Source organism: Haemophilus sp. SZY H36 (assembly GCF_018829625.1).
Classification (GTDB): domain Bacteria; phylum Pseudomonadota; class Gammaproteobacteria; order Enterobacterales; family Pasteurellaceae; genus Haemophilus; species Haemophilus haemolyticus_K.
Window position 1 is genome coordinate 643168 of the sequence record NZ_JAHKKA010000001.1, and the last position, 14256, is coordinate 657423.

The 14256-nt window shown below is 35.9% G+C and carries 11 protein-coding genes; 5 read left to right on the plus strand and 6 right to left on the minus strand.

All coding sequences use genetic code 11. The features are described 5' to 3' along the window. Positions 1 to 141: 141 nt before the first annotated feature. Entirely contained in the window at positions 142 to 1491 is a 1350-nt protein-coding gene (gdhA, locus tag KP713_RS02870; protein WP_215769796.1) for an NADP-specific glutamate dehydrogenase, read from the plus strand. A gap of 84 nt (positions 1492 to 1575) precedes the next feature. Here the strand turns inward: gdhA and gshAB are convergent, their stop codons facing one another. The 6 genes from gshAB to KP713_RS02900 form a co-directional block, all read right to left on the minus strand. Beyond that, on the minus strand, positions 1576 to 3864 hold the full coding sequence (gshAB, locus tag KP713_RS02875) for a bifunctional glutamate--cysteine ligase GshA/glutathione synthetase GshB (RefSeq protein WP_215769797.1): 2289 nt from the start codon (positions 3862 to 3864) through the stop codon (positions 1576 to 1578). A 273-nt stretch (positions 3865 to 4137) separates the two neighbouring features. Continuing rightward, entirely contained in the window at positions 4138 to 4776 is a 639-nt protein-coding gene (locus KP713_RS02880; protein ID WP_215769798.1) for a bifunctional 4-hydroxy-2-oxoglutarate aldolase/2-dehydro-3-deoxy-phosphogluconate aldolase, read from the minus strand. An 8-nt stretch (positions 4777 to 4784) separates the two neighbouring features. Further along, positions 4785 to 6188: a glucuronate isomerase gene (gene uxaC, locus KP713_RS02885; RefSeq protein ID WP_215769799.1), complete on the minus strand. Its 1404-nt coding sequence runs from the start codon at positions 6186 to 6188 to the stop codon at positions 4785 to 4787. Positions 6189 to 6197: 9 nt separating this feature from the next. Continuing rightward, complete coding sequence (locus tag KP713_RS02890) at positions 6198 to 7043, minus strand: SDR family oxidoreductase (protein ID WP_046950199.1); 846 nt, start codon at positions 7041 to 7043, stop codon at positions 6198 to 6200. An 11-nt stretch (positions 7044 to 7054) separates the two neighbouring features. Then, the gene (locus tag KP713_RS02895) at positions 7055 to 7999 is read right to left on the minus strand and encodes a sugar kinase (protein ID WP_215769800.1); all 945 of its coding nucleotides are present in this window, start codon (positions 7997 to 7999) and stop codon (positions 7055 to 7057) included. Positions 8000 to 8050: 51 nt separating this feature from the next. Beyond that, complete coding sequence (locus KP713_RS02900) at positions 8051 to 9043, minus strand: TRAP transporter substrate-binding protein (RefSeq protein ID WP_215769801.1); 993 nt, start codon at positions 9041 to 9043, stop codon at positions 8051 to 8053. 210 nt (positions 9044 to 9253) lie between these two features. On the opposite strand from KP713_RS02900, the gene KP713_RS02905 reads away from it, so the two are divergent. From KP713_RS02905 to KP713_RS02920, 4 genes are read left to right on the plus strand one after another with little or no spacing between them, the layout of a single operon-like run. Further along, a complete protein-coding gene (locus KP713_RS02905; RefSeq protein ID WP_215769802.1) occupies positions 9254 to 9772 on the plus strand; it encodes a TRAP transporter small permease in 519 nt (172 codons plus the stop codon). A 2-nt stretch (positions 9773 to 9774) separates the two neighbouring features. Next, a complete protein-coding gene (locus tag KP713_RS02910) occupies positions 9775 to 11076 on the plus strand; it encodes a TRAP transporter large permease (protein ID WP_215769803.1) in 1302 nt (433 codons plus the stop codon). A gap of 24 nt (positions 11077 to 11100) precedes the next feature. Continuing rightward, positions 11101 to 13476, plus strand: coding sequence for a glycoside hydrolase family 31 protein (locus KP713_RS02915; RefSeq protein ID WP_215769804.1), 2376 nt, complete (start codon positions 11101 to 11103; stop codon positions 13474 to 13476). A gap of 14 nt (positions 13477 to 13490) precedes the next feature. Further along, complete coding sequence (locus tag KP713_RS02920; protein WP_215769805.1) at positions 13491 to 14246, plus strand: FCD domain-containing protein; 756 nt, start codon at positions 13491 to 13493, stop codon at positions 14244 to 14246. The last annotated feature ends 10 nt before the right edge of the window (positions 14247 to 14256 follow it).

Genomic DNA, 14256 nt, shown 5'->3' on the forward strand with positions numbered 1-14256 from the left:
CTTTTTTTATTCTCTTTTTATCTTTTTATCACAATAAATATTGCAATATTAAGTCTCTCGTTACATATTGTCATTAAGCCCCATCTAGAGGGTGATTCAAATACATACAGAAAAATACAACATCAATAGAGGAAACACATTATGACAATAATTACATCATTAGACGAATTTCTTGGGAAAATCGCTCAAAGAGATGCTCACCAACCTGAATTTCTACAGGCTGTTCGTGAAGTCTTCACTTCAATCTGGCCTTTCTTGGAAGCAAACCCTAAATACCGTTCAGAAGCTTTATTAGAGCGTTTAGTTGAGCCAGAGCGAGCATTCCAATTCCGTGTGGCATGGACTGATGATAAAGGCCAAGTTCAAGTAAACCGAGCTTTCCGTGTACAATTCAACAGTGCAATTGGTCCTTTTAAAGGGGGAATGCGTTTTCATCCATCCGTTAACTTATCGATTTTAAAATTCTTAGGTTTTGAACAGATCTTTAAAAATGCCTTAACCACATTGCCAATGGGTGGTGCGAAAGGGGGATCAGATTTTGATCCTAAAGGAAAATCAGATGCTGAAGTGATGCGTTTCTGTCAAGCTTTAATGGCCGAATTGTATCGCCATGTTGGCCCAGATACCGATGTGCCTGCCGGTGATATTGGTGTAGGTGGTCGTGAAGTAGGATATCTTGCAGGCTATATGAAAAAATTATCAAACCAAGCAGCTTGTGTGTTTACTGGTCGTGGTCTTTCATTTGGAGGGAGCTTAATTCGCCCAGAAGCAACAGGTTATGGATTGGTTTATTTTGCCCAAGCAATGCTTGCTGAGAAAGGGGATAGCTTCCAAGATAAAACGGTTTTAGTTTCCGGTTCAGGTAACGTGGCACAATATGCGATTGAAAAAGCGATGGAGCTTGGTGCGAAAGTCGTAACCTGTTCAGACTCAGCAGGTTATGTGTATTTGCCTGAAGGATTTGATCGTGAAAAATTAGAGGCTTTATTAGAGCTCAAAAATGTAAAACGTGGTCGAGTAGAAGAATTTGCAAAACAATTTGGTCTTCAATATTTTGCAGGAAAACGCCCTTGGGAAGTGAAAGCCGATATTGCTCTTCCTTGCGCAACCCAAAACGAATTAGAGATTTTAGATGCGAAAGCCTTGATTAAAAATGGTGTGAAATTAGTCGCTGAAGGTGCAAACATGCCAACTACTATCGAAGCAACAGACGCATTCTTAGAGGCTGGTGTATTATTTGGTCCAGGTAAAGCAGCCAATGCTGGTGGCGTAGCGACCTCTGGCTTAGAAATGGCACAAAGTTCCCAACGCTTATATTGGACAGCAGAAGAAGTTGATGCCAAATTGCATCGTATTATGTTAGATATTCATGCTAACTGCAAAAAATATGGTTCTATCGCAGGTCAACAAAATATTAACTATGTGGTAGGAGCGAATATTGCAGGTTTTGTTAAAGTTGCTGATGCCATGTTGGCTCAGGGTGTATATTAATTTAACACATATAACATAAATGTTTCTTATCAACCGCACTTTAATTAGTTAAAGTGCGGTTATTTCTTATCACTTAATTTGATACTACATTTCTATATCTGGAAACAACATTTTAATGACGTTTTTAGTCAATCTTCTTGATTTACCTTGATAAGGGAAAATATGCATCATCATCATTGGATTAAAATTAGCTTCAATTACTCCCCAAGAGTTTAAGGATGATTCAGCTTGTTTTGTTAAATCAGGAATAATTAAATCGACCCCGCAAACTTTAGCCCCCATTGCATGAGCAACCCCTACAGCAATCTGTTTATAACTCTCATGCATGTTATCAGTCATATCAATAGAATCACCACCTGTACTGATATTAGAATTAGCACGTAACTGAACAATTTGACCAGCCTGAGGTACACTATCAGGTGTTAATCCTTGTTCTTTTAACTGTAATAATTCTATGTCACCTAAAGCGATCTTTTTGAGAGGTGAACGAGAACCATCTCCCCGTAAAGGATCCGCATTTTTTATCTCGACCAATTCACGTACCGTGTTCTTTCCATCACCTATAACATTTGCAGGTACACGCAACAACACTGCAAGCGTTTCATCCCCCAAAACAAAGAAGCGATATTCTGTACCAACTAAATAATCTTCAACCATCACTTCTTTATCTTCGCGAAAAGCAATCTCAATCGCTTTAACAAAATCATCTCGGTGTGTCACACCCTGTTTGAAAATTGTGATACCTAAACCATAATTTGTGGATTTTGGTTTAATAACAACAGCGCGTCCTTCAAATAAAGCATAATGTGCAACAGCCTGTTCAATCGATGTAAATTCCAAGCTTTTTGGTACATTAAAACCAGCCTTTGATAATACTTTCTTTGTCACTACCTTATTTTCCATAATCAATGGAGAGATATATTGATCATGACTAGTCATATTACCATTTTTAACATATTCAAGGTGTTCACCAAATTTAAGCGCAAGAAATTGATCATTCTCATCTAAAATTTCAGTCGTAACACCTTTTTGAATTAAATCAAATAATAAAGCTTGAGTGGAGAGTTCCATATTATCAAATGAAGATAAAGCATAAAAACGTTTAAAAGCTTGAGCTTTATATTGCTTCGCAAGTTTTACCCCCAAGGCTTTATAACTTCCCTCCTGCTCAATCGCTTTGAGCAATTTTCCATTTACTGTTAGACTTGGTTCTGCCAATTGCACCAATTTTTCTTCCGAAATTTTAACCGCTCTTTCATCTGCATTGATAATTTTCAACATATCAATAATTTGGCTTAATATTGCTTCACCTTCTTCTCTAAATGCTGTTTGCTCACGAGGATCTTCAAGAGATACTTGATATAATCTTTGTTTACCAAGCTCTACTTCTTTTTGACCACTTGTCTCATCAAGCCATAACATTCCTAATAAGAAAATATGAATAAATTTTGCATCATCTAGACTGATACCATATGGCTCAAGTGGATTCAAATCAAACAAACGAAATTCTGCATATTGAACGCCTTTTTCTAGCAATTCACGAGCTTTTTTCGAACCTCGTAAACGAACATTAGAATAAAATTCTTTTTCTGCAATCAAATGACCAGATTTAACTTGAAACTCTAATGTTTCTACATAATTTTCAAGGTTATCATGATTCACCACAACATTAGATGAATTAACGTAACCATAGGGACTAGAACGTAAACTACGTACTAACTGCCCCTCTTTCAAAGGAAAATTAAGTACGCCATTTCGAGAAAAATAATTTGCTTCCACTGTCGGACTTGCAGCAAGTAAATAAACTAAAATCCACTGATAGCGTAGAAAATTATTAGCTAATTTCATATATAGGGCATTTTGAAAATCTTTAAGATGAGCATATTCATCTTGCAACAAGAATATAGCTTTCACAAATTCAGATGACAGTTGGAAATTGTAGTGAATTCCACTTACCATTTGCTTGTATTTGCCATATTGTTTAGACAGATGCTCGCGATATTCAACATCTTCCTGTTTATCAAGCTGCGCCTCTTGAATCTCATTTTCTGGTGGTAATCCCGCTGGCATACTAAATGGGAAAATGTATTCATTTTCAGGTAAAGAACGCAACACCACCTCATGAATTGCAGAAAGCCAACGTAGGCTATCTTCCAGTTTAGCATTTGGTGGCGTAATCAACTCAAGCTGGCTTTCGGCAAAATCTGTTTGAATATAGGGATGATAAGAACGATTACCAAATACAGGTGGATGAGGCGTCGTTACAATATTTCCCTTATCGTCAATACGTTGACTTTCCTTTTCTAAACCAAATTGACCTTGCTGAAAAAGTAAACCTAGTTGATATTGTTTAACCCATTGTTGTAATTTCATTATGTACCCTTTCAAGTAAAACTTTTATTGAAATAATATCACACTAAAAGGGTCTGCTTTATGTTGAAATGGAACTGAATAGATGATTTAGTTATATAAAAATTAACTAAATAAACTAAAAGGGCCAAGTTCCTCAAATAACAGAACTCAGCCCTTAAATTATTTTTTAGGGGCCGACTTAAATTAGCTAGCATGCTAGTCTAAGTCAGCCCCAAGCTTAATCAAAAAAATTCAGTCTAAATAGACCGCACTTTGCACTTTAAAGAAATAAATTTATTTAATAATATCAATCACTTCCCTAACCAATCGTCCAATTTCGCCCCAATTTTTGGATTGAATCAATTTTTTCTCCACAAACCAAGAGCCACCGCAAGCCACAATGTTTGGAATAGCTAAGTAATCTTTAATATTATGTAAACCGATTCCCCCTGTTGGCATAATTTGAAGTTGAGCATAAGGTCCTAACAATGCTTTGATCATCTTCACACCACCCGATGTTTCTGCAGGGAAGAATTTTACCGCAGAAATTCCCATTTCTAATGCGGTTTCAATGGCCATAGGATTATTCACCCCTGGCGTTATTGGAAAATTTAAATCTTGACATAATTTCACAATTTTTGGATTAAATCCTGGTGTTACCACAAAATCCGCCCCACTATTTCTTGCTAGCATCACTTGTTCAGCTGTTAAAACTGTACCGGCAGCAATTAAAAAGTCAGGTCTATTTGCACGCAACAAACGGATCGCATCTGCTGCTGCTTCAGAACGAAATGTAATTTCCGCCACTGGCAAACCATTTTTATCCAACGTATCTGCTAGCGGCAAAATATCTTCCGCATAATCCAACGCAATTACAGGCACCACTTTCAATTGGCAGAGTTTTTCAATAATTTGTTGAGTTGTATATGACATAATTTTCCCTATTTAAAATAATTTTTTGCATTGTTGAAACAAATATCTTCAATCATTTTACCCAGTAATGAAATGTCATTTGGCACTTCACCTTTTTCAACCCATCCACCAATCATTTCACATAAAATACGGCGGAAATACTCATGGCGAGTGTAAGATAAAAAACTACGTGAATCAGTTAGCATTCCAACAAATTGACTAAGTAACCCTAATTGAGAAAGCTGTTGTAGCTGGCGCTCCATACCATCTTTTTGGTCATTAAACCACCAGCCTGATCCAAATTGAATTTTACCAGCTACGCCACCGGTTTGGAAATTACCAATCATACTGCCAATCATCTCGTTATCACGAGGATTCAGACAGTACAAAATTGTTTTTGGTAACTGATTTTGACGATCCATCGCATCCAATAAATGGGAAAGCGGTTCTGCATAAGCACGATCGCCAATAGAATCAAATCCACTATCCGCACCAAGCAATGTAAACATTCTAGTATTATTGTTTCGGATTGCACCAATATGAATTTGCATCACCCATTGGCGTTTACAATATTCCGAAGCAAGCCATACCAGAATTGCTGTGCTAAATTGTGCAATTTCTTCTTCTAATAGAGGTTGATTTTGCAAACGTTTTTGAAGAATATCATCTAATACTGATTCGTCCGGGATTGGAGCAAAACGAACAATTTCCATACCATGATCAGCCGATTTACAACCATGTTCATCAAAGTGATTTAAGCGTTTTACTAAGGCTTTTTGTAAATCAGCAAATGAACAAATTTCAATATCAGCGACTTGGCTAAGCTGGGCGATATAATCATTGAATGGTGGCAACTCAATTTTAAACACTTTATCCGGTCGCCAACTTGGTACAACCTCAATATCAAAACTATCATCATTTTTTATCGTTTGATGATATTCCAATGAGTCAATTGGATCATCTGTTGTTCCTACCAATTTCACATTCATTTTCTTCATAATTCCACGAGCTGAAAATTCAGGTTGCTGCAACATTTCATTGCATTGATACCAAATTTTATCTGCATTTTGTGGATTAAATAATGTATTAGTAATTCCAAAAGGACGACGTAATTCTAAATGTGTCCAGTGATAAATTGGATTACCAATACAAAGCGGAACAGTTTTTGCCCAAGCTAAATATTTTTGGTAATTATCCGCTTTGCCTGTAATTAATTCTTCCGGCACACCCGCCGTACGTAAAGCACGCCATTTATAATGGTCGCCTTCTAACCAAATTTCAGCCAAATCTTTAAATTGGCGATTTTCAGCCACTTCTTTTGGACTTAAATGACAGTGGTAATCAAAAATAGACTGATGTTTTGCATAGTCATGGTAAAGCGTTTTTGCTGTATTTGTTGAAAGAAGAAAATCTTCATCCATAAATTGTTTCATATTATCCTCCTACACACCGCTATAAGCAGAGAATCCACCATCAACCGGTACAATCACACCATTGACAAAACTCGAATAATTTTCATCGATTAAGAATAATAATGCGCCAAGTAATTCTTCTGGTTCACCAAAACGCCCCATTGGCGTGTTAGTGAGGATTTTATTTGCGCGAGCGGTTGGATGACCTTCTGCATCAAATAATAAAGCGCGATTTTGGTTACTGACTAAAAAGCCCGGAGCTATGGCATTACAACGAACACCCACTTTAGAAAAATACACAGCAAGCCATTGTGTGAAATTACTGATCGCAGATTTTGCACCGGAATAAGCAGGTATTTTCGTTAACGGTGTAAAGGCATTCATACTTGAAATATTGATGATATTTGCACCTTTTTTACCAATCATATCTTTTGCAAAAACTTGAGTTGGCAATAACGTACCCAAGTAGTTAAGATTAAATACAAATTCAATGCCTGATTTATCCAAATCAAAGAACGTTTTTGTTGTTTCATTCAAATCAAATTGATGAAATTCATTATCAGTAGTCGCTTTTGGATTATTCCCACCTGCACCATTAATTAAAATGTCACAAGTGCCAAAATCGGTTTCAATTTGATTTCTCACTTCTTTAATATTTTCAAGCTCTAACACATTTGTTTTATAAGCTTTTGCATGACCACCTGCTTGATTAATCTCTTGCGCCACTTTATCGGCTGCTTCAAAATTAATATCTAATAAAGCGAGATTAGCTTTTGTATGCGCCAACTTTTTTGCTAAAAATGCGCACAACACACCGCCAGCACCGGTAATGACGATCAATTTATTTTCTAAATGATGGTTAGCTGCAATATTCATATTGTACTCCGTTAATTAAATTCAGATTGAAGATGAGAAATGGCGTGTTTATCAATAATCGCGCCTTTATGTTGAATCACAATGCCCGCCACACAATTGCCTTGTTGACAACAAATTTTTAAAGGTTTATTTCGTAAATAACCATTTAAAAAGCCGGCATTAAAAGAATCGCCTGCAGATGTAGTATCCACAACATTCGAAATAGGTTTAGGTACAACTTGTCCATATTGGAAAGTTTGAGAATCTGAAAAAATCGCGCCATTTCGACCGCACTTTACAACCACTTTTGGTATACCAATTTTATGTAGACGAGTTAAAGTACCTTTCTCATCTTCATCATTCCACAATAATTGCTCATCATCAAAGGTGACAAGTGCGAGACTCACATAAGGCAACAATTGCATATAGCAATCTTGGGCATCTTTTAATGAATCCCAAAGTTTAGGGCGGAAGTTACTATCAAAAGCGACTTGCACACCTTTTTGAGCTAATTTGATCAGTTGTTCAACAAGAAAAGTGCGGTCATTTTTAGATAAGATCGCAAGTGAGATCCCGCTTAAATAAATCATATCCACTTGCTCTAGATCTGATAGAACCTTTGAAAAATCAGGATGTTGTACCATATAATGCGCAGCAGACTGATTACGCCAATAAAGAAACGTACGTTCTCCTTGTTCATCAAGCTGGATAAGATATAAACCAGGTTGGTGCTTTTCATCTTTTAACACCCAATCCGTATTTATACCATCAGCCTGCCAACGAGCACACATTTGGTCACTTAAATTATCGGTTCCTAATGCTGACACATAGTGAACTTGAAGGTCATTTGACAAACTCACCCGACTAAGATAAGTGGCTGAATTTAATGTATCCCCGCCATAACCTTGCCACATTTCACCAAATGGTTTCCCATTTAGCTCAATCATACATTCGCCGATGAATGCTATTTTTTTCATATTCACTCCCGAAATGAAAGGATACGCAAAGGCGTATCCTCCCGATATCAACTACTTGGTTGCTAAGCTGTCAATATGCTCAATATATTCTTTAAGCAAATGATTAGCTTTTGCAGCATCATGCATACTTTTTGTTGCATCAATAAACGGTTGTTTATCGACTTTTACAAATTCTACACCCAATTTATCTTTAGCTTCTTGAGTCGTTTCCGCGATCATTTTTTTCCATAAATCTTTGTGATACATCATGGAGTCATCAGCGGCTTTTTTGAGTGCTTTTTGTTGCTCTGGAGTCAATTTATCCCAAGATTTTTGACCAATTACAAGCACATCAGGAATCATAGTATGTTCATCTTCACTAAAGAATTTAGCCACTTCACCATGACGAGCCAGGGTTAATGCAGTTTGGTTATTTTCAGCACCATCAACTACTTTTTGTTGCAATGCTGTATAGAGTTCACCATAAGCTAAAGGTGTTGGCGAAGCCCCCATTAATTTGATCATTTCTACAGCAGTAGGACTTGGTTGAACACGAATTTTCATTCCTTTTAGATCTTCTGGTGATTTAATTGGCTTAGCTGCATAAAAACTGCGCGCACCACCATCATAATAAGTTAAACCGATAAACCCCTTGCCTTTTGATGAATCCAAAATTTTTTGTCCAACTTCAGGAGCAAGTAATGCACGATAATAATGGTCCACATTATGGAAAAGGTAAGGAATATTATATGCGCCATAAGATGGCTCAAAAGCTTCCAATTCACTCGCATTGGATTTTGCCATATCAAGTGAACCTGATTGCAGTAATTCCATTGACTCGCGTTGCGTACCAAGTTGACTATTCGGATAAATACGGATCACCACTTCACCATTAGTTAATTTTTTCACTTCATCTGCCATATATTGCATTGAAATATGGACAGGATGGGTTTTGTCATTATTGTGACTTAACTTCAATACAGTTTTAGCAGAAGCTGAAAATGCCATACCTGCTGATAACGCCAAGCTCAATACACAAGAAAGAACATTTTTTTTGATTTGCATAACGCATCTCCCATAAGTTAGTAAATTGAAAAACAATCCTGAACAACTTGGATGTTGGGAAGATGATAGACCAAAAAAATTAAAGTGGTCAATTCGATTATTTTAAATTGGTGATCCACATCACACTTTTAAATAAAAAAACTTGCAAAAAAGAAATTTCAAACCATAATTGGTTTACCAATTTAAGTGTAACGGCAAAAAGGAGTTATAATGAACAAGTTCATATCCATCATAAATAGGGTCTTATCAACACTTTGTGTTGCATTAAGTTCATTCTTGGTCATCTGTGTAGTTTGGCAAGTTTTATCTCGATATATTCTTAACACACCAAGTACTTATACCGATGAGATAGCTCGTTTTCTCTTCATTTGGGTTGGCCTAATGGGGGCCGCCTATGCATTAGGTCAAAAGAAACACCTTGCAATTGATCTTTTAGTTAGCAAGTTTGAAAACTCACCACTTAACCAAAACCGTTTACAACTTATTATTAATCTTATCAGTGTGGTATTCGCTACTGTTATTATGTGCTATGGCGGATTTAAACTTGTTATAGATACCGTTAATAATGGGCAAATATCACCAGTATTAGGTATTCAGATGGGACTAGTCTACCTTGCAATTCCTTTGAGTGGTTGTTTTATGTTGCTTTATCTTTTAAGGGATATTGTTGATAACATTCACAACATAAACTCAGCACATTTACCAACATCAGCTCATCAAGGAGAATAAAAATGGAATGGTCAAATATCATTGTACTTTGCTCTAGTTTCTTTGTACTTCTATTTATTGGTGCACCAATTTCATTTTCTATTGGTATTGCATCACTTCTTACTATAATGCTATCAATTCCTTTTGATGCTGCTATTGCCGTTATTTCTCAAAAAATGGCTTCTGGTTTAGATAGTTTCTCTTTGCTTGCTATCCCATTTTTTATCTTAGCTGGCAACATTATGAATCGTGGTGGCATTGCAATACGACTAATTGAATTTGCTAAAGTAATTGGTGGACGATTACCTGGCTCTTTAGCTCATGTGAATGTATTAGCTAATATGATGTTTGGTTCAATTTCTGGCTCTGCTGTAGCATCAGGAGCAGCAATGGGTGGGATTATGTCACCTTTACAAAAGAAAGAAGGATATGATCCAGCTTTCTCTGCTGCAGTGAATATCTCATCTTGTCCTACTGGATTATTAATACCCCCTAGCAATACATTCATTGTTTACTCTTTAATCTCTGGTGGTACATCGATTGGTGCATTATTCCTTGCTGGTTACATTCCTGGGATTTTGATGGGATTATCCATCATGATAATTGTGGCTATTATTGCGAAAAAAAGAAAATATCCTGTTTCACCTAAACCAACTCGCTCAGAAGCAATGAAAAAAACGCTAGATGCCTTACCTAGCCTCGGTTTAATAATCGTTATCATGGGTGGCATCATTGGCGGTATCTTTACTGCAACAGAAGCATCTGCTTTTGCCGTTGTTTATACCTTAATTCTTGCAGTTGTTTTCTACCGTGAAGTAACCATCAAAGAATTACCAAAAATTATTTTAGATTCTGTTGTTACAACCGCTATTGTGCTTCTCTTAATTGGTACATCAATGGGTATGTCCTGGGCAATGGCAAACGCAGATATTCCTTACACTATTAGTGATGCATTATTAAATATCTCTAACAATCCAATTGTTATCCTATTAATCATCAACATTATTCTATTAATTGTCGGTGTATTCATGGATATGACCCCTGCATTACTTATTTTTACTCCAATTTTCTTACCTATCGTAACAGAATTAGGTATGGATCCCGTTCACTTCGGTGTATTGATGGCATTTAACCTTTCTATCGGTATTTGCACTCCACCAGTTGGTAGCGCATTATTCATTGGTTGTTCCGTTGGTGGTGTAAAAATTAATCAGGTTATTAAACCATTATTACCATTCTATTTCGCACTTATTCTAACATTATTATTAGTGACTTACGTTCCATCATTAAGTTTATCGTTACCACAAATGTTATTAGGTTACTAATCTATTGATTGGAGAAAAATAAAGATGAAAACGCTTAAAAATTGGCAGTTTATAAAAAATCATAATCATCGTATTGATATTTCTTGTGATCATGGTTACCAACTTCATATTTTCGTATTAGAAAATGATATGCTGAGAGTAGCATTTACGAAAAATAACGAATTTAAAGTACCACATACCTGGGCTATTACCCCAAATCAAACTGATGTTGATTGGCAAGGTCGCGATAAATGGTCATTAGATGGTTTTACTTGTCCTGATTATGAAATAAAACAAACAGAAAAAACACTTGAAATTTCGACCGAACTTTTAAAACTAACCATTCATCAACCACTCTATTTAGAGTGGGAATACAAACAAGATGGTAAATGGAAACCTCTCTTTACTGATAGAAAAACCGGTGCTTATTTAATGAGCATTTCAAATACAGAAATCTCTCATTATTTACAAAGAAATACACAAGATCATTACTACGGTCTCGGTGAAAAAACAGGTAATTTAAATCGTCATGGACGTAGATTTGAGATGCGTAACCTTGATGCAATGGGCTATAACGCAGAATGTACGGATCCACTTTATAAACATATTCCGTTTTATGTTACTCACACAGAAGATGTTAGCTATGGTCTATATTACGACAATCTTGCATTATGCTGGTTTATTTTAGGCAGTGAAATCGATAACTACCATGCCTATTACCGCACTTATAAAGCAGAAGATGGTGATCTTGATTACTACGTTATTCTAGGTCCAAAAGTTTTAGATGTAACTAAAAAATATTGCAAATTAACTGGTGGAACAACCTTTGGACCTAAATGGAGCCTTGGTTATAGCGGTTCTACAATGCACTATACCGATGCACCTGATGCACAAGAACAACTTAAAAAATTTGTAGATTTATGTGATCAGCACAATATTCCTTGTGACTCATTCCAGCTTTCGTCAGGTTATACGTCTATCAATAGGAAACGTTATGTCTTTAACTGGAACTATGACAAAGTTCCACAACCAAAAGAAATGACAAAATATTTCCATGATGCAGGAATGAAATTAGCCGCTAATATTAAACCTTGTTTATTACAAGACCATCCACGTTATCAAGAAGTGGAAAAATTAGGATTGTTTATTAAAGATTCCGAATCTGAGAACTCAGAAAGATCTATGTTTTGGGATGATGAAGGTTCACATTTAGATTTTACTAATATGGATACCGTCAATTGGTGGAAAACAAATGTAAAACACCAATTACTGGATTATGGAATTGATTCTACATGGAATGATAATAATGAATTTGAAATATGGGATAATTATGCCAGATGCCATTATTTTGGAAAAGGTATGCCAATTAAGCTACTTCGCCCATTACAACCTTTATTGATGATGAAATCGTCTTATGAAGCGCAATTAGAATATGCGCCAAATAAACGACCTTATCTTATTTCACGTTCTGGCTCTCCAGGCATGAATAGATATGTTCAAACTTGGTCTGGAGATAATCGTACCAGTTGGAACACATTACGTTACAACATCAAAATGGGATTAGGTATGAGCCTTTCCGCTCTTTATAACGTCGGTCATGATGTTGGTGGTTTTTCAGGTAATAAACCAGATCCTGAACTATTTGTTCGCTGGGTTCAAAATGGTGTGATGCATCCACGTTTTACCATCCACTCTTGGAACGATGATAAAACAGTCAATGAACCTTGGATGTATCCACAAGTAACAAATATTATTCGTGATGCTATTGAACTACGTTATGTATTAATGCCTTATTTATACAACACTCTTTGGAAAGCACACCATGATAATGAACCAATGTTACGTCCAACGTTCCTTGACCACGAGCATGATAAAAACACATTTACAGAAAATGATGATTATCTTTTTGGCGAAGATTTATTAGTTGCATCAGTGGTAGAACCAAACCAAAGAGTACGCGATGTCTATCTTCCACAAAATTTTGTAGGTTGGTATGACTTTTACTCTCATAAGTGGTTTAATGGCGGCAAAAAAATCAAGGTAGATGCTCCATTAGAAAAAATTCCTTTATTCTTAAGAGCAGGAAGCATTATTTCAATGGCGAGAAAAGGACATAAAAATACATTATCTGATGACTATCGAGAATTATTAATTATGCCTTTTATAAATCAAGGAGAAAGAAATATTATAGTGTTTGATGATGATGGAGAAAGTTTTGATTATTTAAAAGGTAAATATTTGAAACTTGACATTCATCTAAAATGCACTAGCCAGACAATCGAACTCACTTTAGAAAAATCAGGTGACTACTTACCTAAATATACGGAAATCAATTTCCGCCTTCCGAAACAAGAAAGAAGAAAATTTATTATCAACGGTAAATTAGCTAACCAAAATTATAAATTGAGTTTATCAAACTAAAATTAGGAAAACTTATGAACTTAGATGACTTACGATCCTATAAAAAAATAGGAAATGAGTTAAAACAACAGCTAAATAATCATCAATATAAAATAGGCGATAAACTACCTGCGGAGCGAGACTTGGCTGATTATTTTGATGTAAGTCGTACAGTCATTCGAGAGGCCATCATTATGCTTGAATTAGAAAACCTTGTTGAAGTACGCAAAGGTTCTGGAGTGTATGTGATTGCATTGCCACAACGCGCTGCAAGTAATGATGAATTTTTAGATAAGGTTGATGTAGGCCCTTTTGAACTTTTACAAGCTCGCCAATTATTAGAAAGTAGTATGGCTGAATTTGCTGCGTTACAAGTAACAAGAGCAGATATTACTAAATTAAAAGACATTCTAGCAAGAGAGCGAAATACACTTGAACAAGGTGATGAAGATTATGTGGCAGATGAAGATTTTCATCGTACGATAGCAGAAATAACCCAAAATGAAGTTATCTTGCAAATGCAAAAAGCACTGTGGGATCTTCGTACTAATAGTCAAATGTGGAAAGGTTTACATCTTCATATTCCAAATCAAAGTTATCGTCACCTTTGGTTACAAGATCATGAAAATATTATTACAGCCCTGCAGAGAAAAGATCCTGCAATGGCAAAAAAAGCAATGTGGCAACATTTAGAAAATGTTAAGCAAAAACTTTTTGAATTATCTGATGTAGATGATCCTAATTTTGATGGTTATCTATTTAATATGAGCCCAATTGTTGTTGATCGTTAGAAAACTATAG